This is a genomic window from Streptomyces sp. 35G-GA-8, from assembly GCF_023534745.1.
Taxonomy (GTDB): Bacteria; Actinomycetota; Actinomycetes; order Streptomycetales; family Streptomycetaceae; genus Streptomyces.
Genome location: NZ_JAMHJQ010000004.1, coordinates 163943 through 187887 on the forward strand (window position 1 = coordinate 163943; position 23945 = coordinate 187887).

Annotated in this window: 20 protein-coding genes; 9 read left to right on the plus strand and 11 right to left on the minus strand. The window is 71.7% G+C overall.

Going from position 1 to position 23945, the window contains the following annotated elements; translation table 11 throughout:
- Positions 1-29: 29 nt before the first annotated feature.
- The 3 genes from M1203_RS09995 to M1203_RS10005 form a co-directional block, all read right to left on the minus strand.
- Positions 30-1061 (minus strand): hypothetical protein, encoded by a 1032-nt coding sequence (locus M1203_RS09995; protein ID WP_249949218.1) that lies wholly within the window; start codon positions 1059-1061, stop codon positions 30-32.
- A 132-nt stretch (positions 1062-1193) separates the two neighbouring features.
- Positions 1194-2069 (minus strand): NAD(P)-dependent oxidoreductase, encoded by an 876-nt coding sequence (locus tag M1203_RS10000; protein WP_249949219.1) that lies wholly within the window; start codon positions 2067-2069, stop codon positions 1194-1196.
- Positions 2070-2101: 32 nt separating this feature from the next.
- Positions 2102-2596 carry a DUF3145 domain-containing protein gene (locus M1203_RS10005; protein WP_249949220.1) on the minus strand — a complete coding sequence of 165 codons (495 nt, stop codon included), beginning with the start codon at positions 2594-2596 and terminating at the stop codon, positions 2102-2104.
- Between the two features lie 298 nt (positions 2597-2894).
- On the opposite strand from M1203_RS10005, the gene M1203_RS10010 reads away from it, so the two are divergent.
- Together M1203_RS10010 and M1203_RS10015 are read left to right on the plus strand one after the other, a co-directional pair.
- Positions 2895-3866: an SGNH/GDSL hydrolase family protein gene (locus tag M1203_RS10010; protein WP_249949221.1), complete on the plus strand. Its 972-nt coding sequence runs from the start codon at positions 2895-2897 to the stop codon at positions 3864-3866.
- Between the two features lie 55 nt (positions 3867-3921).
- Positions 3922-4902, plus strand: a complete 981-nt coding sequence (locus M1203_RS10015; protein ID WP_249949222.1) for an aldose epimerase family protein — start codon at positions 3922-3924, stop codon at positions 4900-4902.
- 4 nt (positions 4903-4906) lie between these two features.
- Here the strand turns inward: M1203_RS10015 and M1203_RS10020 are convergent, their stop codons facing one another.
- The gene (locus M1203_RS10020) at positions 4907-7429 is read right to left on the minus strand and encodes a glycoside hydrolase family 3 C-terminal domain-containing protein (RefSeq protein WP_249949223.1); all 2523 of its coding nucleotides are present in this window, start codon (positions 7427-7429) and stop codon (positions 4907-4909) included.
- Between the two features lie 139 nt (positions 7430-7568).
- On the opposite strand from M1203_RS10020, the gene M1203_RS10025 reads away from it, so the two are divergent.
- Entirely contained in the window at positions 7569-8879 is a 1311-nt protein-coding gene (locus M1203_RS10025) for a pyroglutamyl peptidase (protein ID WP_249949610.1), read from the plus strand.
- A gap of 105 nt (positions 8880-8984) precedes the next feature.
- On the opposite strand, the gene M1203_RS10030 is transcribed toward M1203_RS10025, so the two are convergent.
- Positions 8985-9806 (minus strand): EI24 domain-containing protein, encoded by an 822-nt coding sequence (locus M1203_RS10030; RefSeq protein WP_249949224.1) that lies wholly within the window; start codon positions 9804-9806, stop codon positions 8985-8987.
- 166 nt (positions 9807-9972) lie between these two features.
- Here M1203_RS10030 and M1203_RS10035 point away from each other — a divergent pair, with 166 nt between their 5' ends.
- The gene (locus M1203_RS10035) at positions 9973-12534 is read left to right on the plus strand and encodes a M14 family zinc carboxypeptidase (RefSeq protein ID WP_249949225.1); all 2562 of its coding nucleotides are present in this window, start codon (positions 9973-9975) and stop codon (positions 12532-12534) included.
- A gap of 129 nt (positions 12535-12663) precedes the next feature.
- On the opposite strand, the gene M1203_RS10040 is transcribed toward M1203_RS10035, so the two are convergent.
- The 3 genes from M1203_RS10040 to M1203_RS10050 form a co-directional block, all read right to left on the minus strand.
- Positions 12664-13608, minus strand: a complete 945-nt coding sequence (locus tag M1203_RS10040; protein WP_249949226.1) for an RICIN domain-containing protein — start codon at positions 13606-13608, stop codon at positions 12664-12666.
- A gap of 244 nt (positions 13609-13852) precedes the next feature.
- Positions 13853-14281: an organic hydroperoxide resistance protein gene (locus M1203_RS10045; protein ID WP_249949227.1), complete on the minus strand. Its 429-nt coding sequence runs from the start codon at positions 14279-14281 to the stop codon at positions 13853-13855.
- 83 nt (positions 14282-14364) lie between these two features.
- Entirely contained in the window at positions 14365-15393 is a 1029-nt protein-coding gene (locus tag M1203_RS10050) for an NADP-dependent oxidoreductase (RefSeq protein ID WP_249949228.1), read from the minus strand.
- A 139-nt stretch (positions 15394-15532) separates the two neighbouring features.
- On the opposite strand from M1203_RS10050, the gene M1203_RS10055 reads away from it, so the two are divergent.
- Positions 15533-15967 (plus strand): MarR family winged helix-turn-helix transcriptional regulator, encoded by a 435-nt coding sequence (locus M1203_RS10055; protein ID WP_249949229.1) that lies wholly within the window; start codon positions 15533-15535, stop codon positions 15965-15967.
- A 29-nt stretch (positions 15968-15996) separates the two neighbouring features.
- Here M1203_RS10055 and M1203_RS10060 read toward each other — a convergent pair whose 3' ends face one another.
- Complete coding sequence (locus M1203_RS10060; RefSeq protein ID WP_249949230.1) at positions 15997-16665, minus strand: hypothetical protein; 669 nt, start codon at positions 16663-16665, stop codon at positions 15997-15999.
- A gap of 333 nt (positions 16666-16998) precedes the next feature.
- On the opposite strand from M1203_RS10060, the gene M1203_RS10065 reads away from it, so the two are divergent.
- From M1203_RS10065 to M1203_RS10075, 3 genes are all read left to right on the plus strand, one after another.
- Complete coding sequence (locus M1203_RS10065; RefSeq protein WP_249949231.1) at positions 16999-17559, plus strand: hypothetical protein; 561 nt, start codon at positions 16999-17001, stop codon at positions 17557-17559.
- Between the two features lie 166 nt (positions 17560-17725).
- On the plus strand, positions 17726-18769 hold the full coding sequence (locus tag M1203_RS10070; protein WP_249949232.1) for a rod shape-determining protein: 1044 nt from the start codon (positions 17726-17728) through the stop codon (positions 18767-18769).
- A 37-nt stretch (positions 18770-18806) separates the two neighbouring features.
- Positions 18807-20429: a GAF domain-containing protein gene (locus M1203_RS10075; RefSeq protein ID WP_249949233.1), complete on the plus strand. Its 1623-nt coding sequence runs from the start codon at positions 18807-18809 to the stop codon at positions 20427-20429.
- A gap of 33 nt (positions 20430-20462) precedes the next feature.
- Here M1203_RS10075 and M1203_RS10080 read toward each other — a convergent pair whose 3' ends face one another.
- Positions 20463-21290, minus strand: coding sequence for a hypothetical protein (locus tag M1203_RS10080; RefSeq protein WP_249949234.1), 828 nt, complete (start codon positions 21288-21290; stop codon positions 20463-20465).
- A gap of 192 nt (positions 21291-21482) precedes the next feature.
- Here M1203_RS10080 and M1203_RS10085 point away from each other — a divergent pair, with 192 nt between their 5' ends.
- On the plus strand, positions 21483-22670 hold the full coding sequence (locus tag M1203_RS10085; protein WP_249949235.1) for a macro domain-containing protein: 1188 nt from the start codon (positions 21483-21485) through the stop codon (positions 22668-22670).
- A gap of 274 nt (positions 22671-22944) precedes the next feature.
- On the opposite strand, the gene M1203_RS10090 is transcribed toward M1203_RS10085, so the two are convergent.
- Positions 22945-23883 (minus strand): nitroreductase/quinone reductase family protein, encoded by a 939-nt coding sequence (locus tag M1203_RS10090; RefSeq protein ID WP_249949236.1) that lies wholly within the window; start codon positions 23881-23883, stop codon positions 22945-22947.
- Between the last annotated feature and the right edge of the window lie 62 nt (positions 23884-23945).

Below are 23945 nucleotides of genomic sequence, written 5' to 3' on the forward strand. Positions count from 1 at the left end.
GACGGGCGCGGGTGCTGTGCGGACGGGTCCTAAGGCGCCCAGTGCTGCGACACGTACCGGAGCGCGCCGTCGGTGCCGCGGACGAAGACGGAGATCCGGCCGTCGGCGTGGCGCGCCGGGACCGGAGCGCCGGTGAACGCGCCGTTCAAGGAGGCGAAGTCGGTGAACTGGTCGCTGTTGACGGTCTTCTGCTCGGCGATCCACAGCGCGCGGTCGGGGCCGGCCGCGAAGATCCGAAGACGTCCGTCGAGCGGCGAGCGGAACGGATACGGCGCGCCCACCGGGCCGCCCTTGAGCGAGCCCTCCGGGTTCCACGCGGCGTAGTCCCCCCGCCGGCCCAGGAAGCAGCCCGCTCCGTCCGGGCCCGGCCAGAAGACCCGGATACGGCCATCCGCGTCGAGCGCGGCCTTCGGGTCGTGAGCGGCGGGGGTCCGGGCGAGCCGTTCGAAGGGGGTCCAGTCCCCGGGAGTGTCGGGGATCCGCTGCTCCGAGATCCACACCTCGTCGTCGCCGCCGCGGACGAACACCGCCACCCGGCCGTCGGCCGCCAGAACCGGGCACGGGACACCCTTGGCGGCTCCGCCGATCGTGGCGGCGGGGGCCCAGACGGCGTACGCCACCGAGGTGTGGCTGACCGACCGGACCGTGTGGTCCGGGCCCCGGAAGAACACCGAGACCCGCCCGTCGGCGTTGAGGACCGCGGCGGGATCGCCCGCGGCTCCGTCGGCCACCTGGACCGGAGCGCTGTCGAACTCACCCGCCGCACCACTCATCCGGGCGGCGAACAGCTCGTCGCCCGTCGTGCGCCAGAAGACCCGGATCAGCCGGTCACGGCCCAGGATCGCGGCGGGCACCCCGTTGAGCCGGGTCCGGTCCCCGGGCAACTCCGTCCACGGGGACCAGCTCAGATCCCTGTTCTGCCGGATGGACACGAGAGCGTGACTCCGGCCCTCGGCGAGGACGATCAGCCGGCCATCCGCGCGGGTGACCACGGCCGGATCGTTGACGAGGGTGCCTCCCAGCGACTGGAAGGCACCCCAGACCGTTCCGGCTGTGGTCACGCCGCTTCTCCCCCTGACACGAAGTCACCTAGACGAAGGGTCGCAGCCGGACACAACGACACGCCCGGACCGGCCGGACGATCACCCCATCGGGGGAAGGGGGTGGGGCGGGAGGGGGGACCCGGCGGCGTCTCAGTCGTCGAAGCTGGCGAAGTACATCGCCGCCATGTCCTCGTCGCCGTGTCCCTGGGCCACCGCCCGGCGGAACCGCTCGGCGGACGCCGCCGCCCCGTCCAGCCGTACGCCCACCGACGCCCCGGCGTCCACGATCAGCCGGGCGTCCTTGCCCGCCGTGACCACCGAGAAGCTCGGGGTGTAGTCGCCCTCCGTGATGACGGCGGCCTTGGCGTGGACATAGCCGCAGTCCAGCGCGCCGCCGGAGATGGCCTCCAGGAAGTACTGCGGATCCACGCCCAGCCCCTTCGCCAGGGCCAGTGCCTCGCCCGTGCCGTTGGTGAGAGCGAGCACCCAGCTGTTGCAGACGAGCTTCAGCCGACTGGCGGCGCCGGTGGAGCCGTCCTCGCCCAGCCAGACGGTACGGCTGCCGACGGCGTCGAGTACGGGCGCGAGCGGGGCGCGCGCCGCCTCCGGGCCCGCGGCCAGGACCAGGAGGTCCCCGCTCTCGGCGGGCGCCTTCGTACCGAGCACCGGCGCGTCGACGAAGACGAGCCCGTGATGACGGGCCAGATCGGCGAGTGAGGAGACCGCCTCGACGCCCACGGTCGTCGTCTGGAGCCAGACGGCGCCGGGCCGCAGCCCCGGGCCGGCGGCCGTCATGGCCTCCACGACGGCGGGGCCGTCGTACACCATCGTGACGACGACATCCGCGTCGGCGACGGCCTCGGCAGGGGTGGCGAAGGCCCGCGCGCCGTCGGCGACCAGCGCCTCGGCCTTGGCGGGGGTGCGGTTCCAGACCCGGACGTCATGTCCGGCGCGGCAGAGATTACGAGCCATCGCGGCGCCCATGATGCCGGTGCCGAGGACAGCTACTGAGAGGTGATCAGCCATGGGACCACGGTAGACGCGACGGCCCCGACCACTTACACGACTTGGTGCAACCAGCGGACAGGGGCGCCCTCGCCCGCGTAGCGGAACGGTTCGAGCTCGTCGTCCCACGGCTTGCCGAGCAGCTTGGCGATCTCCGCCTCCAGCCGCGTCTCACCCTGCTGGGAGCGCGCGAGCGCGGCGCGCAGCCGGTCCTCGGGGATCAGGATGTCGCCGTGCATACCGGTGACGGCGTGGAAGATTCCCAGATCGGGCGTGGCGCTGTAGCGCTCGCCCTCGGCGGTGGCGCAGGGTTCCGCCGTGACCTCGAAGCGGAGCATCTGCCAGCCGCGCAGGGCGGAGGCGATCTTGGAGGCGGTGCCCGCCCGGCCCTTCCAGCAGACCTCGGCTCTCCAGGTGCCCGGCGAGGCCGGCTGCCGGATCCAGTCGAGCTGGACCCGCAGACCGAGCACTCCGGCCACCGCCCATTCGATGTGCGGGCACATCGCGCGTGGTGCGGAGTGAACGTACAGAACTCCACGTGTCGTCACCGGGACCTCCAGTGTGGGACGAGGTTCGCCTTTCCCAGCGGCCTCAGTAAACAGCATCGGGAGTGAAACTCCGCAAAAGGGACAGCATGTGACGTGATGTAATTTACCGGAGCCAAGAGAACGGACGCCTCTGGTTCGACGTGGAAAAACTACCGTGCGGCGGGGTGCCCGCGGTGACGTACGGTCGGTCCCGGGGCCGATATGCGCGAAGCTTTCACTCGGCAGGACGCCCCCGGATGCCTGAAGACGCCAGACTTCTCAAAAGGATGCCAAGAGGACGCCAAGGGGAAGGACCCTGATGCGGAAGAGCCTTCGGAGCCGGAGCGGGAGCGGCCGTCCTGGCGGGGATCGCCGCCCGGCCCGGAAGGGGCGCGGAGGGCGCCGGTCAGGCGCCTGGACGGCCGCCGCGACCGCCACGGCACTGACCGTGACCGGCCTGCTGGCCGGCTGCACCGGCCTCGGCGGATCCCCGTCCGACACGGAGGTCGAGCGCACCGCCCCGTCCTCGCGCCCGCCCCTGTGGAACCGCGCCCCGGCCTCGGTGGCGGCGGTCGGCGACTCCATCACCCGTGGCTTCGACGCGTGTGTGGTGCTCGCGGACTGCCCGGAGGTGTCCTGGTCGACGGGTACGGACAGCAAGGTGCGCAGCCTCGCCCTGCGGCTGCTCGGCGCTCCGGCGGCGAAGGAGCGCAGTTGGAACCACGCCGCGACCGGCGCCAAGATGTCCGACCTGCCGGGCCAGCTGGCACAGGCCGCGCAGAACAAGCCCGAGCTGGTCACGATCATGGTGGGCGCCAATGACGCCTGCCAGGACACGGCGAAGCAGATGACACCGGTCGCCGACTTCCGTAAGTCGTTCGAGGCGTCGATGCGTCAGTTGCGCGCGGGGGCGCCCAAGGCGCAGGTGTATGTGTCGAGCGTGCCGGATCTGAAGCGGCTCTGGTCGACGGGCCGGGGCAATCCGCTGGGCCGGCAGATCTGGAAGCTGGGGATCTGCGCCACGATGCTCGGGGACTCGCAGGACATGAGCAAGCGGGCGCAGGACCGGCGGAACATGGTGTACGAGCGGGTCGTGGCGTACAACGACGTGCTGAAGGACGTGTGCGCGAAGGATCCGCGCTGCCGGTACGACGGCGGCGCGGTCTTCGACTTCCGGTTCACCGGCGATCAGTTGAGCCACTGGGACTGGTTCCATCCCAGCAAGGACGGGCAGAGCAGGCTGGCGGAGATCGCGTACCGCAATGTCACGGCCGTGAAGCCACCCGCGTAGGACCTCTCCGGCGCCAGTGCCGCGACCGGCAATAGCCCGCGTAGGGTTTTCCCTCGTGACTGTCATCAATACGGAGCGCGTCGGTACGACCGGTGAGGGTACGCCCGTCGACCGCTGGACCCTCGAACGGGCCGGTACCCGGCTACGCCTGCTGACGTACGGCGGCATCGTGCAGTCGGTCGAGATACCGGACCGGAACGGCACCGTCGCCAATGTGGCGCTCGGCTTCCCGGATCTCGCGGGCTATCTGGGTGTGGGCGGGCCCTACTTCGGGGCGCTGGTGGGCCGCTACGCGAACCGCATCGGGGGCGCGGCCTTCACACTCGACGGCCGGACACACCGGCTCGCGCCCAACGACGGTCCGAACAGTCTGCACGGCGGTGAGCGGGGCTTCGACCGGCGTGTCTGGGACGCGGAGCAGGCCGGGGACCACGGGGTACGGCTGTCGCGGATCAGCCCCGACGGCGAGGAGGGCTTTCCCGGCCGGCTGGACATCTCGGCGACATACACGCTGGACGCGGACGGTGCGCTGCGGATCGACTACCGCGCGGTGACGGACGCCCCGACACATGTGAATCCGACGAATCACACCTACTGGAATCTGGGCGGCGCGGGCAGTGGCACCGCGACCGGTCATGAACTGCGTATCGCGGCGGGGCACATCACGCCGGTGGACGGCTCCGCCGTACCGACCGGGGAGCTGGCACCCGTCGACGGCACCCGCTTCGACTTCCGCGAGCCGCGCCCGGTGGGCTCCGGCTACGACCACAACTTCGTCCTGGACGGGGCGGGTCCGGCGGCCGAGTTGTACGACCCGGTGTCGGGCCGGGTGCTGACCGTGACCACCACGGAGCCCGGGATGCAGCTCTACACCGGCGACCACTTCGACGGGGAGCCGTACGGTCCGGGGGACGGGATCGCGCTGGAGACACAGCACTTCCCCGACTCCCCGAACCGGCCGGCGTTCCCGAGCACGGTGCTGCGGCCGGGCGAGGTGTTCGTCTCGACCACGACGTTCGGCTTCGGCGTCCGGTAGCCCGCTACGGCCGCGCGTCCACCACGGCGTGCAGCCGGCGGTCGGCGACGGACCTGCCCGCCTGGACCTCGTACGCACCGGGGACGAACGACCAGGATCCGGAGTCCTCGTCCCAGATCTCGAACGCCCTGCGCCGCAGCGGGATCCGCGCCTCGACCGTCTCGCCCGGTCCCGCCTCGACCGACGCGAAGCCGGCCAGCCAGCGGGCCGGGCGCTCCACGGTGTCGTCCACGGGGGCCAGATAGATCTGGACGACCTCACGGCCCGCGCGGACACCGGTGTTGCGCAGCCGTACCCGCGCGTCGTCGGGGGTGGCCGTGATCGTCTCGTACTCCCAGTCGGTGTAGCCGAGGCCGTGGCCGAACGGGTACGCGGGGGCGACACCCGCACGTTCCCAGGCCCGGTAGCCGATGAACACGCCCTCGCTGTAGTGGAGTTCACCGTCGGCCGGGGTGGTCGCCGAGACCGGTACGTCGGCCAGCGCGACCGGCCAGGTGGTGGGCAGCCGGCCGCTTGGCTCCGCCGCGCCGAGCAGGACGTCGGCGAGCGCGGCGCCGCCCTCCTGGCCGGGGAACCAGCTGAGCAGCACCGCCGCCACGTCCTCGCGCCAGGGCATCTCCACCGGGGAGCCGGTGTTGACGACCACGACGGTGTTCGGGTTGACGGCGGCGACCGCGCGTACCAGATCGTCCTGGCGGCCGGGGAGCTTGAGGTTCTCGCGGTCGAAGCCCTCGGACTCGACGCGTTCGGTGGTGGCGACGACCACGACGGCCGTGCCCGCGGTACGGGCCGCCTCGACGGCCTGGAGGATCAGTTCGTCGGGGTCGTGCCGCGGGCCGAGATGGAGCAGCGAGAACGCGACGGCCTTGATCGGGGCGTCCGGGATCCGGTGGACGGTGTGCAGGAGCGAGACCGTGACGCGCTCGCCCTCGGTCAGTTCCGCGTGGGCGCGCTCCACCGGCCGGCCGAAGAACGCCTCGAACGGATCGGAGGCGGCGCCCAGTCGCTCCGTGCCGTCGAAGAGGACCTTGCCGTCGACGGTGAGGACGAAGCCGCCGAGACCGCGGGTGCCGAAGGCGTGCTCGCCGCTCTCGCGCGGGAGGAAGGTGCCGGTCAGTTCGACGGTGTGCAGCTCCTCGTGGGTGACACCGTCGGGCAGATCGCTGCCGGCCCACTGCACCCGGCCGCCCGGGACGGTGGAGGTCCCGAGGATCCGTCCGTCCGCCGCGCGGCAGAGGGCGGTCAGCTCGAAGCCGCTGCCCGCGTCGGCGAGTTCCTCGTTGGGGTCGGCGCCGAGGGAGTAGCCGAGGGAGCCGTCGGGAAGGGCGGCGGTGAGCCCGTCGAGCGGGGAGACCACATGGTCGGGGAAGACCACCGCGGAGCCGCCGCCGAGCACCCGGGCCTCGCGGGCCGGGGCGCCGCTGAGCGCGACCGTACCGGTCCTGGCCGGATCGATCGGGAGGACCGGAGCCGGCCGGCCGCCGCGGGCCTCGCCGCTGTCGTCCTCGTCCTCGTGCTCGGCGTGTGTCCGTGGTTCGTTGCGTACGAGGACGAAGGAGCGGCGCGCGATCTCGCGGGCCAGGGCGTCGCCGTCGATCGGCGCGGGCGGATCGGTGACGGCCGCGGGGGCGCCGTCGAGTATGCCGACCCGGGCGGCGAGCATCAGCACCCTGCGTACCGCGTCGTCGACGGCGGACTCCGGCACCTCACCGGCGCGTACCGCGGCGACGAGCGCGTCGCCGTAGACCGTGCGCGGTCCTGGCATCGCGACATCGAGCCCGCCGAGCAGGGCGCCGACGGTGGACCTGGCCGCCAGCCAGTCGGAGACGACGGCGCCGTCGAATCCCCACTCGCCGCGCAGGACTTCGTTCTGGAGATAGCGGTGTTCGGTCATCGTCGAGCCGTTGACCTGGTTGTACGCGGCCATGATGCCCCAGGGGTGGGCGTTGGCGACGATGGCCTCGAAGGGGGCGAGATACAGCTCGCGCAGCGGGCGCGGGGCGACGATGTTGTCGACGGTGAAGCGGTCGGTCTCGGCGTCGTTCGCGACGAAGTGCTTGACCGTCGTACCGACCCCGCCGTCCTGGACGCCCCGTACATACGCGGTGCCGATCTCGCCGGTGAGGTACGGGTCCTCGCTGTACGCCTCGAAGTGGCGGCCCCCGAGGGGAGATCGGTGCAGATTCACGGTCGGCGCGAGCAGTACGTGCACGCCCTTGCGGCGGGCCTCCTGGGCGAGCAGCCGGCCGGCCCGGCGGGTCAGTTCCGGATCCCAGGAGGCGGCGAGCGCGGTCGGCGACGGCAGGGCGATGGACGGGTCGTTCGCCGTCCATCGCACCCCGCGGACCCCGATCGGACCGTCGGACATGACCAGGGAGGCCAGCCCGATCTCCGGGAGCGGGGGCAGGGACCACATGTCCTGACCGGCCAGCAGCCCCGCCTTCGCGGCCAGATCCAGCGTGCCGAGCGCCGCCTCGACGGCCGCCTCGCGGGTCTGAGCGGCCCGGGTGTCGGACGCGTCTGCCACAGCCGTACCTCCTCGTCGAAGAGTCTCCGTCTCCGCCGGATGGTCGCACAGCGATCCGGCCGGTTGTAGTGCCCATGGTCATCCGCCCCGCCCGGAGGTGATACTTCCGCCACCCGACGGAAGGACTCCCGTGAGACTCATGAGGCCCCTGGGCCACATACGTGTACGCCCCGAGCTGTTCGGGCTCGCACTCCTCACCACCACCGCGCTCACCCTCGCCGTGCCGCCCCCGCTCGCCGCCGCCGCTCAGCCCGCCCCCGTACGGTCCGCCGGCACCGCCGCGTTCACCGTCGAGGAACAGCGGCTGGACCGGGCCGTGCCCCAGGAGATCCTGCGGCGCGGCGGTTTCGACACCGTGGCACCGGACTTCGTACGGTCACTGCGCGGCGCGGACTCGTACGCCGAGGCCGAGCGGGCCGTCGCGCGGAATGGCGCGCGGCTCTGGCAGCGGGCGGTGGACCGGGCGCAGGGGCGCGGTCCCGCGCGCGGCGATCTGAGCCGGGACGACGACCGGCCGCTGTACTGGGCACGGCTCGCGCTCACCCGTGAACTGCGGCAGTGGCAGCCGGAGTTCGACCTCTCCGAGAGCGGGCGGGCGGCGCTGCTCGGGAAGCTGGAGCGCTCCTCGCGCGGCCAGGACTCCATGGACTTCCCGGCACGCGGCGACATCAAGGGGGCCGAGGAGACCAAGGGCGTCAAGCGGATCGTGCTGACGGGCTTCGACCCCTTCACCCTGGACCGCGACATCCGGATCAGCAATCCGTCCGGGGCGACGGCGCTGGCGCTGGACGGCACGGTGATCAGGACCGCCGACGGGCCCGCCCGTATCGAGGCCGCCGTCTTCCCCGTCCGCTGGGGGGACTTCGCCGACGGCACCGTCGAACAGGCCCTGCGCGAGCCGCTGTCGAGGGCCGATCTCTTCACCACGGTGAGCCAGGGCCGGGTCGGCCGGATCGATGTCGAGCGCTTCAACGGCGCCTGGCGCGGCGGGTTCGGGGACAACGAGAATGTCTCGGAGACCGGGCTCGTACCGGTGTCCGATCCGGCCTCGCAGCCGCAGTGGACGACGACCAGCCTGCCGTACCACTCGATCGTGGCGGCGGACACGGGCCGCTTCCCGGTGTACGACAACACGTCGGTGACCGAGATCCCGGCGGGCGGGACCGCGCCGGTGGTACGTCCTGACGGACCGACGCCCGGTTCGGCGGCCCGTGCCGGGGGCGGCGGGGACTATCTGTCCAATGAGATCGCCTACCGCGCGACGCTGCTCCGCGACCGGCTGGGGCTGGACATCCCTGGCGGCCATGTGCACACGCCGGTGCTCCAGTTCGGGGCGGGGAACACCGACCCGGCGACGGGGTCCGTGACGGACCCGGAGTTCGTCCGGAACAGGCTGGACATCATCGCGCAGCTGCGGACGATCATCACGGTGGCCGCGGAAAACTCCTGATCCGCCCCAGTCGCGTCAAGCGCGGAACGCGCGGCGCCGTCCGATCCGGTACGGGATACGAATCCGGATCGGACGGCGCCGCGGGACGGCTTGTGAGTTCCGCCGCTACTTGTCCATGGCGAGCGGCACGCCCGGCCGCCGCGTGCCCTGTCCGCCGGTCGCGGCGTCGTCGTCGGCGGACGGGTCCTGCGGCGGGGCCGTCAGCTCGCGCACCATGAGGGTCGCCCCCGCCACCGCGCCCGGCATCAGGAAGACCGCCACGAACGGGACGAGGAAGGCGAGCGTGAGCGGGACGCCGAAGCCGAGGGTGAGCATCCGCCGGCCCCGGAGCAGCCGCAGGCGCTCCTTCAGCTCGACTCCGCGACGCTGGAGCGCCACCGCCGTCAGCTCCTCCGCCAGGAAGAAGCCGGAGACACAGAAGCCGAGCACGGGAATGACGGTCTGCCCGACGACGGGAAGGAAACCGAGCGCGAAGAGCAGCACGCCGTACAGCGCCACCCGCACCAGGATCCGCACACTGTCCCGGGCGGAGATCCACAGCTCGCGCCAGAGCGACAGCCCGGACTCCGGGACCTCGCCGCCCTCCGCGCGGTCGACCTCCTCCGAGAGCGATTCGTAGAAGGGCTGGCCGACCAGCAGCGTCACGGCGGTGAAGGTGATCACCGCGAGGAACAGCCCGAGCGCGAAGACCAGCACGGTCAGGGAGCCCCGGAAGAGACCGAGCCAGGGCGAGGACCAGTCGTCCGCGAAGGGGGTGGCCCAGGCCGTCAGATTGTCGGCGCCGTAGCCGAGGCCGACAAGCGCGCCCGCATACAGGACCAGAGTGACCAAACCGGGCAGCAGTCCGAATCCGAACCACCGGCCGTGGCCCGCGACCCAGCGCTGGCCCTTCATCAAGTAGCCGAAGCCGGCGCCGAGATCATGCATGGACGCAGCTTACCGGCTGCGTATGAACCCCCCTTGATGTTCGCGTGAGTAACCGGTAGACCCTGCGTACCGATCAACGTCGATCGCCACCGATCATTTCTGATCGGCTCCGCATTGATCGCCTCTGACTTTGCCGTCACTTCCGAGGACCCGGAGGAACAGACGTATGGGGATACCCAGACCCGTCCTGCTCACCACCGCTGTCAGCGCTCTCGCCGGCGCCCTGCTGCTCGCCCCGCTCCCGGCGACCGCCGCCCCGGGCCAGGACACCCGGCGCCCGCACCCCGTCAGGGAGAGCGGCGGCCCCGACACCACCGCCGCCGCGCTCCAGAAGACCACCGGCACCCCCGGTACGTCCGCGCCTCCCGCGCTGCGCAAGGACGGCGGCTACCCCCGGCGTACGGTCCTCGACACGCCGCCGGAGAACCCGGCCGACAAGTCGATCAAGCTGGGTCTGGCCCCGTACCACTCGCTCGCTCCCCGGCTCAACGCGCTCCAGAAGCTGAGCGATCGCGTCAGCGTCGAGGTGGCGGGGCGGTCCGCGGCCGGCCATGAGCTGTATCTCGTCACCGTCACCGCGCCCGAGAGCTCCCGCGAGTCCCGCGAGCAGGACCGGATGCGCGAGCTGATCGAGGACTCCCCGGCGGCCGCGGCCAAGGACCGGCGTATCACGTCCTCGTACAAGACCCCGGTCTTCATCAACAACAACATCCACGGCAACGAGTGGGAGGGCACCGACGCCGCCCTGAAGCTCATCGAGGAACTGGCGAAGGCGAAGGACGGCAGAACGGCCGGGCTGCTCGCCAAGAACCGGATCTATCTCAATGTGACCGCCAACCCCGACGGCCGGATCGCCGGGACCCGCGCCAACGGCAACGGCTTCGATCTCAACCGGGACTTCATCACCGCCTCGCAGCCCGAGTCACAGACGATCCGGCGGATCGCCGTCGACAAGCAGCCCGCCGTCATGCTCGATCTGCACGGCTATGTCAACGGCACGCTGATCGAGCCGACGACGCCGCCGCACGGCGAGAACTACGAGTACGACCTCTTCCTCAAGAACAGCTACGCCAACGCCCTCGGCATGGAGAAGGCGGTGAACGATCTCGGCTACACCCCGGACAAGGACGGGGTCCAGCCGCCCGTCATCCCCTTCCGCGACCAGCAGGAGGGCTGGGACGACTGGCCGCCGATCTTCACCCCGCAGTACATGGCGTTCCAGGGCGCGGTGGCCTCGCACACCGTCGAGTTCCCGATGCGCGTCAACAACAACGACTACAACAACCTGCCGGTGGAGGAGCTGCGCCGGCGCTCCGCGATCAACACCGACATCGCGGGCGCGGTGATGCGCGCGACCCTGGACTACACGCTCGACCACCGTACGTCGTTGATCGCCGACCAGATCGAGACGTTCCGGCGGGGAGCGGCGGGCGAGGCGCAGCGGCCGGTGTCCGAGGAGACCGTGCCGGGCGTACCGGGCATCGGACCGGAGGACGTGTACACCACGTCCTTCCCCCGCGCGTATGTGATCCCGGCGGGCCAGGGGCAGCGCTCGGCGACCGCGGCGGCCCGGCTGGTGGACCATCTGATCGCCAATGACGTACGGGTGGAGCGCGCCCGTACCGGCTTCCGGCTGGCGGGACGTTCATATCCGGCGGGCTCGTACCTCGTCGACATGCACCAGGCCAAGCGCGGTATCGCCAATGTGATCCTGGACGCGGGCCGGGACATCAGCGCGGACGTCTCCACGATGTACGACATCTCGGGGTGGAGCCTCGGGCTGCTGTGGGGCGCGAGCGTCGACAAGGTCCAGAAGGCCGACGGCGGGCTGCACATCCCGACGCGTCCGGTCCAGGCCGCGTCCCCGACCGGGGCGGTGACGGGGCACGGCGATCTCCGGCTGCGCCTGGACGACCCGAAGGAGCTGGCCGCGCTCAACTCCCTGCTCACGCAGGGGGTGAGGATACGGCGGGCGGCGGACGGTTCGGCGATCGTGCCGGCCTCGGCACGGCGTGAGGCGGCCGTCCTCGCGGACCGTTACGGCGTCGCCTTCACCGCCACCAAGGAGAAGGGCTCGGGGACGGTGGCCCGTACGCGCGTCGCGGCGGCGGTGACGTCCGGCGAGCAGTTCGCCCTGCGGGAGATGGGCTTCGAGGTGCTGCCGGTCTCGACCGCGACGCTGAACGCGGGCTTCGACTGGTCGAAGGCGGATGTCCTGTACGTCTCCTCCGGTCTCCAGTACGGCGCGCTCAACCCGGCGGCGCGCTCGGCCCTGGACGGCTTCCTCGCCGGCGGCGGGGGCGTGGTCACGCTCGGTTCGACCGGGGCGGCCTTCAACACCGCCGCGGGTCTGCTCGCCGTCAAGCCGGTCGCGGGCAACGGCGACGCGAACGGCGTGGTGCGGGTGACCAACGCGGGCGGCCCGATCACGGGTGGCGCCCCGGCGCACACCTTCGTCTACTCGCCGCTGTGGTTCACCGACCTCGGTCGTGGCGTGCGGGTCGAGCAGTCGTACGGCACCGGGGGCCCGCTGGTGTCCGGCCACTGGCGCGCGAAGGAGGACGGTACGGGCGGCCCCTCGGACGCGGCCGGCCGGGCCTCCGTCGTCAGCGGTATGTCCACGAAGGGCGGGTCCGTGGTGCTGTTCGGTACGGAGCCGCTGTTCCGCGACCATCCGAAGGGGCTGTTCTCGCAGGTCGGCCGGGCCCTGCTGGGGGCGGCCGGCTGATTTCTCACGGCGTCCACGTGCTACGGCGTCTCCCTGTGGCGTCTCCGTGATGCCGACGTGACGCCGGGGCCGTTCGGGGGCCGTTCGGGGGCCGTTCCCGCAGGTGCGGGGGCGGCCCCCTCGGCGTTGTCAGACCGGACGCAGCCGCCACTGCTGGCAGGTGCTGCCCAGCCAGGGCCACTGCCGTACATCGGCCCCGTCCGCCGTCGAGCAGCCGGCGACGTCCGCGACCTTGCCGCTGCGGGCGCCGACGAGCCGTACCCAGCCGCCCTGGTCGGTGACGACGAGCCGGAAGGCCTGGCAGATGGTGTCGCGCCAGGACCACTGGCGCAGATCGGCCCCGTCCGCGACGGAACAGGCCGCCGTGTCCAGCACCTTCCCACTGGCGGCGTTGACCAGCCGGCTGGTGTCATCGCCGAGATCCTCGACGCGCCAGCGCTGACGGGCGCCGCCGTGGCAGGCCCACTGGAGGACATTCGCGCCATTCGCCGTCGAACCGGCCTCCACTTCAAGGCACTTGCCGCTGCCCCGGTTCACGAGTGTGTACGCCGTGGGGGTGGCCGCGCGCTCACGTAAGGCCCCGGCGAGCACGGCGCCCGGCGGAGACGCGGTGGCGTCCGGCAGCCGGTCGTCATCGAGCTGATCCCGGTAGGTGTACGGGCCCATGGGGTCGGCGCCGGCGCTCTTCAGTACGTGCGCGCGCTGGGTCCGGTGGTGGCCCTCGACGGCCCGGCCGGCCACATAGGACAGATACCAGTGGCCGTCGCGGAAGTGGAGCCGGGGCGCCCTCATGTCGCAGCAGCGCGAGGAGGTGGAGTCCGTCCAGACCCGCACGCTCGGCGCGCTCGACAGCCCGGTCGGGGTGGGCGACTTGCGCATGGCCAGCTCCGCCGACCTGACCGTCGTGACCAGGTAGTAGTCGCCGTCGTAGTACTGGATCCAGGCATCGGCGCCGTTCCGGGACGTGACGGCCTCGGCGGGCGGGGGCACGAACGCGGCGAACGCGGTGAAGGCGGCGAGGACGGCGAGCGACAGGGCCAGGAGGAGCGTGGTTCTGCGAGAGGTGCGGCTCACGCGGATTCTCCTTACGGCATCGAGGGGGGTGGAGCGCGCGGGAGTGGGAGATGTTCCGTATACCGAACTACGGTCACGACCTCGAACGGGAAGCTAGAGTCGAAGCGCTTCCGCGTCAACGGTCGGAAACGGACACGGACATGACTGAGGGCCGCACCCCGGTCGGGGGTACGGCCCTCAGCCGACACACAACGCGTCGGGCACTCCGTCGAACCGTCCGTCAGACAGCCGGTCAGACGGTCCGTCAGACGACGGAGAGCTCGACCTTGATGTTGCCGCGCGTGGCGTTGGAGTACGGGCACACCTGGTGCGCCTTCTCCAGCAGATCCTTGGCGGTCGCCTCGTCCACATTCGGAATGGAGGCCACCAACTCGACCTCAAGACCGAAACCGCCGGCCTCAAGCTTGCCGAAACCGACCTTGGCCGTCACCGTCGAGCCGGAGATGTCGGCCTTCTGCTGACGGGCGACCACACCGAGCGCGCCCTGGAAGCAGGCGCTGTACCCGGCGGCGAACAGCTGCTCCGGGTTGGTGCCGGCGCCGCTGCCACCCATCGACTTGGGCGGGTTGACGATGACATCGAGCTGACCGTCATCACTGGAGACACGGCCGTCACGGCCGTTCTCCGCGGTGGCGACGGCGGTGTAGAGGACATCGAGCTTCTGGATGGTCATGCGGTGCGTTCCTCCTGTTGTACGCCGCGACTCGCGCCCACGGACCGCGGCGGCCTGGGACGAGCCTAGCGCCCCTCCCGGCACTAGTGGGTCTCGCTGTTGAGCGTGACGATCATCTTTCCGGTGTTCTCGCCGCGGAGTACACCGAGGAAGGCGTCGAAGCCGTTCTCGATGCCCTCGACCGAGGTCTCGTGGCACTTCAGCTCACCCGAGGCGAGCCAGCCGGTGACGTCCTCGACGAACCGCGCCCGCAGACCGTAGTGGTCGGTGACGAGCATGCCCTGGAGACGCAGCCGCTTCCCGATGGCCAGGGCGAGATTGCGCGGACCCGGCGTCGGGTCCGTGGCGTTGTACTGCGCGATCGCACCGCACAGCGTGACGCGGCCATGGAGGTTGAGCGTGGAGAGCGCCGCTTCGAGATGGTCGCCGCCGACGTTGTCGAAGTAGACGTCGATGCCGTCGGGCGCCGCCGCCTTCAGCTGGTCCCTGACGGGGCCCTTCTTGTAGTTGAAGGCCACGTCGAAGCCGTACTCCTCGGTGAGGAGCTTGACCTTCTCGTCGGAGCCGGCCGAACCGATCACCCGCGAGGCGCCCTTGATCCTGGCCAGCTGGCCGACCTGGCTGCCGACGGCACCGGCGGCGCCGGAAACGAAGACGGCGTCGCCCTCCTTGAAGGAGGCGGTCTCGAACAGGCCCGCGTAGGCGGTGAGTCCGGTCGCGCCCAGTACGCCGAGGTACGCGGAGAGCGGGGCGAGCGAGGCGTCGACCTTGGTGCCGTGCTCGGCGGGGAATTCGGCGTACTCACGCCAGCCGAGCCCGTGCACGACATGGTCGCCGACCGCGAACCCCTCGGCGCGCGAGGCGATGACCTCGCCGACAGCGGCGCCGTCCATCGGCTTGTCCAGTGGGAACGGGGGTACGTACGACTTCACGTCGTTCATCCGGCCCCGCATGTACGGGTCGACCGAGAAGTGGAGGTTGCGGACCAGGATCCGGCCCTCACCCGGCTCGCTCACAGGGACGTCGCGCAGGGCAACATCGCCCGGCTCTGGCCAGCCGTGGGGGCGTGCGACGAGAAACCAGGCGCGGCCGGACTCGGGAAGTGCGGTCATTGTGCGGAGCCTCCTCAGACAGTTCTGCGACGGTGAGCCATGGGTACCAGGTCAGGGAACCGAGAAAAAGCTTCACCACATGAAACAACAATGTGCCTGAATATTTCATGTTGTCAAGTAACGGAGTACCCTGATGCCCATGGCCACTCCGCGAAGAGACCCGCTCACCCTTGAGGTCGTCGAACTCATCGGCACCGTCGTGGCGCGCTACTACGCGGAATACGAGCAGGCCGCGGCCCGTCACTCGCTGACCGGCGCGCAGGCGCGCGTGCTGGGGCTGCTGTCCCTGGAGCCCCTGCCCATGCGCGGGATCGCGCGGAAGCTGAAGTGCGAGCCGTCCAATGTCACCGGCATCGTGGACCGGCTCGAAGCGCGCGGCCTGGTGGAGCGTCGGCCCGACCCGGCCGACCGCCGGGTGAAACTCGCCGCGCCCACGGAGGAAGGAAGAGAGACCGCGACGCGGCTGCGCGACTCGCTGGATTTCGCGCGCGAACCGCTCGCCGCGCTCTCCGAGGAGGAGCGCGGGACGCTGCGCGATCTGCTCAAGCGGATGCTGGGCGGGAGCGCGCTCTGAGACACGCGCCCCGAAGACCGCCTGACGCGTCAGACGCAGATGAAGATCCACCAGGTGCAGGTCTCGGACGGTGTGGGAGAGGGCGCAGGCGGCGGCGGTGGCGGCGGGGCCGCCGAGGTCGGGCCGCCCGACGTCGGTTCGTCCGTCGGCTCGGCGGGCCCGGACGTACCGGGCTTCGGGTCGTCGGTCTCCGGCGGCTCCGGCCCGTCCGTGACCGTCTCCTCGTCCTCACGCGTGGCGGAGGCCGACGGCGGTGCCTCGGGACGCCCCGACGCGCTCGGACCGCCGCTGCCGCCCGGACTCGCCTCACCGCCGGCACTGATTCCGGACGCCGGCACCGGCGTCGGGGATCCGCTGGGATCCTCGGGCGCTGCGGGGCGCTCCGTGTCCTGCGGGCCACCCTCGAACTCGACGGGCGTCTCCTCCTTGACGGAGGTGGCGTTGTCGTTGCGAGCCGATTCCCTGGCCAGTTCGGCCAGGCTCAGCGCGCCGGCCGCGAGGATCACACCGAGCGTGACGATCAGCAGCCTGCGGCCCCGCCTGCTGCGTGCGCGACGCGGTCCGCCCCGGCGCGGAGCCTTGCCCGCCGCGCCCTTGCTCCGCCCGGCCCTGCGGTAGGAGCCCTTGCGGCGCGAGGAGTCACGGCGTGGCACGGTGTCGTCCGGGCGGTCGCGACTGACGAGCCCGTAGTCACTCACGGCCCCGGCGTCGTACTCTCCGTGACCTTCATTGTCCCTGTCATCCTCGCCCGGGTGGCGGCTGTGGTGCGACCCGGGGTGGACAGGCTGATGCTGCCGCAGCTCCTCGGCGGGGGTCCCGCATCCTGCGCAGATCAGTGCGCCGTTGAGGTGCCGACGACACTGTGGGCAGTAGTCCATGGCGCCCCGCAGATTATGCGGCGGGTGGTAGGGCCGGCATGGCGAGTTTGTGAGGATCGTGTGTGAAGTGGCGTGCGCATGGCATGTCTGCCCATGTCTGCGTGCGTCTGCCCGGTTGGGGACCGCCCCGCCGCGACGGGGGAGTATGGCGTTATGACCTCCACCGGGCCGTTCGGGCCGCTCGACTTCCAGCTCGTCCTGCTGCGCCGGATGGCCGATCATCAGCCGGAGCTGGTCGATGAGGCCCGCCATGAGCTCGGTGTGTCCCCGGCCGGCATGCGGGAGGCCAACCGCCGCTGGCAGGCGATGGTGCGCTCGTCCCGGGCGCGCGGCTCGCTGTCCCGCTACCGCTCCGTGCTCGGCGAGCCGGAGCGTACCTTCCGGCGCGTGATCGGCGATCTGGAGTGCGACGCCCTGCTGTGGCCCGTTCCGCTCTGGCCCGAGCTGCGCTTCGAGGTGATGGTGGCACCGGGCGGGGCCGTATGGAACGAGTGGCTGGTCCGCGCTCCGGGGTCGGCGGGCCCCGAGCTGCGTACGGCCGGCGATCTGCGTCCCTGGTGCTGCACGGTGGACGAGGTGGCGCGGGCCTTCCCGCCCGCCCGGCCGATGGAGGGCACCGCCCCGACCAGGATGCGGCTCGCCTTCACCCCGCCCGACGGCCGTGCCCGCGTCGCGGAATTCACCTGGGGACTGCTGCAACGCTGGTCCGACTGACCGTCCGTACGATCCGCCGGTTCCCCGTCATTCTTCCTGGCAGGCCGTCAAATCCGAACGCCCGTCTGGCGTACCCCAGCGCGCGGCGCGTGTCCCGGCGCCGCACTATGCGAACAGGGCCGGCGGCCGCCGGTGAACCACCTCAGCGCTCTCGGGAGAACCTGCCGTGACCGTCAGTCTTGAGCAGTTGCGACGTTGCCATATCGCCGTCGACCTGGGGGCCGCCCGGACCCGGGTCTTTGTGAAGGGGGCCGGGCTCGTCGTCGATGAGCCGAGCGCGGCCGCCGTGAACACCCGTACCGGCGCGCTCATCGCCGTCGGCGCCCTCGCCGAGCAGATGACCGGCCGTACCCCCGACTACATCCGCGTCGTCCGTCCCGTCACCGGCGGCACCGTCGTGGACATCGAGATGGCGCAGCGCATGCTGCGGCAGCTGCTGGGTGACAAGCTCCGGCGTCAGCTGCGGCGCAAGCCCTGGCTGCGTGCCGCCGCCTCCACCCCGCACGACAGCGATCCGCTCGCCCAGCGGGCCGCCGTCGAGACCCTGGTCGGGCTCGGCGCGCGCCGGGTAGAGCTGGTGGACACGCTGATCGCCGCCGCCGTCGGCTGCGGACTGCCCGTGGAGCAGCCCACCGCCACCATGATCATGGTGTGCGGCGCGGCGACCACACAGGTCGCGGTGTTGTCGCTCGGCTCGATCGTGACGGCCGTACGGATCCCGGTCGGCGGCAACGCCATCGACCACGCGGTGATCCAGCACCTGCGCCACCAGCATGATCTGATGCTGCCCAGCCAGTCCGTACGCCCGTTGCAGCTGGCCCTCAGCAACAACGGGCTCACCGAGGGCGGTCCCAGCAAGACCGAGATCCACGGCCGGGACGTGGCCACCGGGGTCGCCCGTTCGGTGATGGTGGACACCGCCGCCGTACGGGAGGCCATCTACACCCCGCTGACCGCCGTCCTCGACGGCATCAGCAAGGTGCTGCGCGACTGCCCGCCCGATCTGGTGGCCGACCTCGGTGACCGGGGGATCATGATGGTCGGCGGCAGCGCGCTGCTGCCGGGGCTGGACCAGATGCTGCGGGATACGACGGGCATGCCGGTCGCCATCGCGGAGCGCCCCGACATCTGCGCCGTGCTCGGGCTCGGGGCGATGCTGGAGGGCAAGATCGAGCCGATGGTCCTGAACCCGCTGGCCGACACCCACTGAGAGCACGACGCGACCGGTACGACGGTTCGACGGGGCGATGAGCGAAGAGGCCGACGGCGAGCGCCACGGTGACCGCCCGAGCCGGGGCGCGGGTGGTACGAGCCGTGGCGACGAGGACGCGACGACGTCCCGGCCGCCCTCGCCGCTCGAAGCGGTGCTCGGTATCGGCACCGACCTCGAACTGCGCGCCACGCTCCAGCACATCGTCGACACCGCCGCCGAGCTGGTCGGCGCGCGGTACGGCGCGCTCGGTGTCCTCGACCCCGAGCGCGGCGGACTCACCGAGCTGTTCACGGCGGGGATGAGCGAGGCCGACCGGCAGCGGATCGGGCGGCTCCCCGATGGACACACCGGCCTGCTGGGGCTCCTCATCGAGGACCCGAGGCCGCTGCGGCTGGACGATCTGACGGCCGACCCCCGGTCCGCCGGAGTGCCGCCCGGCCACCCCCGGATGCGCTCCTTCCTCGGCGTACCGCTCCAGCTGGAGACCACGGTCCTCGGCAATCTCTATCTGACGGAGAAGCGGACCGGCTCCTTCAGCGAGCAGGACGAGAGCCTGCTGCGCGTTCTCGCCTCCCAGGCGGCGCTCGCGATCGGCAACGCCCGGCTGTACGGGACGGCCCGGCAGCGCGAGCGCTGGATCGAGGGGGCGGCGGCCGTCACCACCGCGCTGCTGACCGGCGAGAACGCCACCGACGCGCTGATCACGGTCGCCGAGTCGGCCCGGGTGCTCGCCGACGCGTACGCGGGCGTCGTGCTCCAGCCGACCGAGGACGGCGGGATGGAGATCGTCGCCACGTCCACGCTCGGCGATCCGGCGGGCATCGTCGGCACCATCATCGAGCCCGGCTCCCCCGTACTCGTTCAACTCTTCGGCGGCGAGCCGGTGTTCATCGAGGACTCGTCGACCGATCCCCGGATGACCACGCATGTACGGACGCGCTTCGGGCCGAGCATGATGCTGCCGCTCCAGGCCGGCGGCAAGCTGATCGGCACCCTCGCGCTGCCGCGCCGGCGCGGTGGCCGCCCGTACCGCGCGGTGGACCGGCTGCTCGCCACCCAGTTCGCCTCGCAGGCCGCGCTGGCGCTGGTGCTCGCGGACGCGCAGCACGACCGGGAGCAGCTGGCCGTCTTCGAGGACCGTGACCGGATCGCCCGCGATCTGCACGATCTTGTCGTCCAGCGGCTCTTCGCCACCGAAATGATGCTGGAGTCGACCCGTCGGCGCGCGACCTCGACGGATCTGGACGAGCTGCTCGGCCGGGCCGTGGACGAGCTGGACTCCACGATCCAGGAGGTCAGGACCACGATCTTCGCGCTCCAGCAGCCGCCGGCCGAGGGCCCGACGAGTGTGCGCGGCATGGTGCTGCGCGAGACGGGCGGCGCGGCGGCCGTGCTGGGATTCCGGCCGTCCGTGCGCTTCACGGGACCGGTGGACACGCTCGTGGGCGAGCCGGCGGGCCGGAGCCTGCTGGCCGAACTGCGCGGCGCGCTGGCCGCCGCGCACCGGCGCGAAGGGGTGACGGCGATCGCGGTGGAGGTCGACGCGATGGCGCCGCTGGCCGACGGACGCACCGGGGTACGGCTGATCGTGGCGGACGACGGTCCCCGTGAGGACGGCGGCCGGGGGACGACGATGACATGGGAGGCACCCCGCTGACATCCCCTCCGGCCGGCCGCCCGGAGCCGCGGCTCATCGGCGCAGCAGGTCCCGCAGCGAGGCCGTCAGCCGCGTGGCGAACGCCTCACGGGTCGCGTCCGGCACCGACTCCAGGGACAGATACGGATTGAGGTCCTCCAACTCGACGAGCAGCAGTTCCCCGTCGGGTGCGCGGCAGGCGTCCACGCGCTGGATCCCGTGCTCCAGCGCGTTCCACTCGATGAAGCGCCGCGCGAACGCCAGATCCGCGGGCCCCGCCTCGTACGGCGCGAGTTCCCAGCGCCGCTCGGGGTCGGGCGCGTACAGGGCGTACTGGAAGTCGCGGTCGATGAAGTAGAACGAGACCTCGTAGCGGAACGGTATCCGCGGCTGCACCAGGACCCCGCCGAAGGAGACGTCCGCGAGCCGGTCCGCGCCGACGAACTCCATGCCGATCGAGTCCGCGCCCGCCTTCGGCTTGACGACATACGTCTCGGCACGCGGCAGCCGGGCAAGGTCCTCGGCGCGGTCCACGGTCGGAATGACCGGGTACCCGGCCGTGCTCAGCTCCACCAGATACTGCTTGCCCGCCATGTCGCCCCGTCCGGTGAGCGGGTTGTAGACCCGGACCCCGGCCGCCCGCGCCAGGTCGCGGAAGGCGTCGTACTCCTCCTGGTAGTGCAGTACGGGCCCGCTGTTGCGGACCAGGACCGTGTCGAAGGACCCCATCAGGCGCCCGGCGTCGAGAGGATGGGCCAGCGCCACGGCGAAGTCCCGCCGCAGCCGGGACGACAGCTGGATGTCCTCGTCGCAGTATCTGCGTCCCTTGGCCTCGTAGGCGAGATCGCTGACATAGAGGACGCGGGGCGTGGTGGCGGGCACGGTGCTCCCTGGCTGGTCGGATCGGGGGTCGGACGCTGAGCGGTGGCGGTCCGGGGCAGCCCGTACATCTGTGCGGTGCCCGCGAGGGGGCATCATACGAGCGCCCCGTCCGCGCCGTGCCCGGAGCGCCCGCGGGCGCTCGGCCGGTGCGCCGCTTGTGGGCGCGGGCCGCCCGGTGCCATCGTTGCGGCCATGCCGCTCACTCCTGTCCCGGACCACGCCTCGATCCTTGAGGAGATAAAGACAGTTCGGCGCGGCGGGATCGTACGGCTGCGCAGGCTGGAGGTGCCCTCACTGGCCCGGATCGCCTTCGCGCTCGCCCCCGCGGACGACCGGCGGGCCGAGGTCCCCGCCCGGTCGCAGTCGCAGTCGGTCGAGTGGCTGCTGCGGCTGGCGGTGTCGCGCCTCGGTGGCGGCACCCTCCAGGAGGCCGCCGAATACACCCTGGGTCTGACACCGGGCACCCGGGACTGGCCGGGCGCCGACCGCAGACGGCGCGCGGCCGAGCTGTACGGGGTGAGCATCGAGCGCTTCCGCAAGGAGCAGGAGGCGGTGGTGCTCGACCAGGTCGCCGAGCAGGTGGGAAGTCTGGCGCGGACGGCCCTCGCCGAGCGTGATCCGGCGGCCGGCGACACGGCCCACGACGATCCGGCCGCTCTCCTTGATCCGGCCGATCCGGCCGATCCCGCCGTGAGCGCCCGGACCCACCGGCTCCTCTCCGTCCGGGCACAGGGCAGGACCGTGCCGGTCACCCTCCATGTCCACCCGGTGGATCTGCTGCGTGACGTGGATGTGGTGGTCTCCCCCGTCAACACGTATCTGGCACTGCCCGAGGCGTACAAGTCCTCCGTGGCGGCCTCCCTGCGCCGGGCGGGCGCGCTGCGCGGGCTGACGGGCGAACTGCTCGGTGACCCGATCCACGAGGAACTGCGCGACTGGGCCACCGCCCGGGGCACCTCGGGCCGCCCGGTGCTGCCCGGCACGGTGGCCGTCACCGGCTCCGGCGCCCTCGCCGACCAGGGAGTACGCCGCGTCTACCACGCGGCCGTCGCCGTACCCCGGGCCGGGACCAACGACTACGACGTACTGCCCGCCGATGTCACCCGCGCGGTGGCCCGCGCCCTGGCGGTGCTCGCGGAGGAACACGAGCGGTTCGATCCCCCGCTGCGGTCCGTGTGCTTCCCGCTGCTCGGCTCCGGCCGGGGCGGACTGCCGTACGAGCAGAGCGTGCGCGCGGTGTGGGCGGCGGTCGACGCGGAGCTGGCGCGCGGCGCGGACTGGGACATCCATCTGATCGCACGAGGGCTGGCCCCCGCCGGTCTCGTGGTCCGGATGCTGGCGGAGTACACGGGCGAGGGCACGGAAGACTCGACGGCGTGAACGGCGGGACATGAGGGGCGGGGGCGTGAGCGGGGGCGTGAGTGACGGGAAGAGAAGCCACCACCGGCCCCCGCAATCCGCCCCGTTCACGCCCTGTTGGTGACCGGCTCATCTGATGAACTGGCAGCAAGGCCGCTCAGAGACGTCTCGGCGTGCGGCGGACGGATGGCACGGGGGTGCGATGGGAGTCCGCCGCCGGCCCGCCGGGGGAACACCGCGGGCCCTCTGAGCGGCCCGCACCCGCTCCCCCGGAGAACGTGCTTCCGACCGACCGTCAGCTCGCCGCGCCCCCGCCCGGTTCGGACACCGGTGGCCCCGGCGGCAACCGGATCTCGCTCAGGGCGGGGAGAAGCGTCTCCTCCTCGTGGTCGAGATGCGCCACCAACTCCCGCGACAACCGGGCCAGCTCCGCGCGGAAGCGTTCGGGGTCGGCGGTGGTGATGTCGGCGAGCAGAGCGAGCAGGTCGTCCTTGACACGCGCGACCGTACGGTGCTCCTCGCCGAGCCGGTCCAGGGCGTCACGCAGCTGCGGCTGACGGTCCGCCAGCGAGGGGAAGATATACGCGTCCTCGCCGGTGTGGTGGAACGTCAGAAACTGGCAGAAGGCCAGGCAGTGCTGTCTGAGCTGGAGTCCGATGCCCGGCGCCGGTGGTTCACCGGAGCCCTCGTGGGCCGCTCGGGCGGCGAAGTGGGCGTCGGTCTCGGCCTGTATGTGGCGCAGCTGCGCGCGCAGCCAGCCATGGACCTGCACCAGCTTGTCGGCGAGATTGCGCATCTCACCGGGCTCCTCCGCCGACGCCTCGGCCCCCGAGGGCTCAAGCACCACGACGGGCAGGATCCTGCTGGTGGCGGCCTGATAGTCGGCGTATCCGGGCGCCACGCTCACGACCCGCTCGAACAGCCGGTCGCGCCGCGCCCCCTCGGCGGGGACGGCGATCAGTTCGAGCCTCTCGGTGCCGATCTCCACCCCTACCTGGGGATGGGCGAGCAGATTGTGGTACCAGGCGGGATGACGCGGCGCGCCTCCCGCGGATCCGACGATCAGCAGCAGCTCGCCGTCGCGGACGAAGCCGAGCGGAACGGTGTGCTCCGTCCCCGACTTGGCGCCGGTGGTGGTGAGCAGGAGGAGCTCGGCGCCCTCGAAGGGGCCGCCGACCTTCCCTCCGTTGGCCCGGAACTCGTCGATGATGGCCTGCTTGAAGGATGCGGGCATGCGGTGTCGTCTCTCCGGAGAAGTGTGGGGTCCCGCGGTGAACGCGGTGATGGTGGATGGCC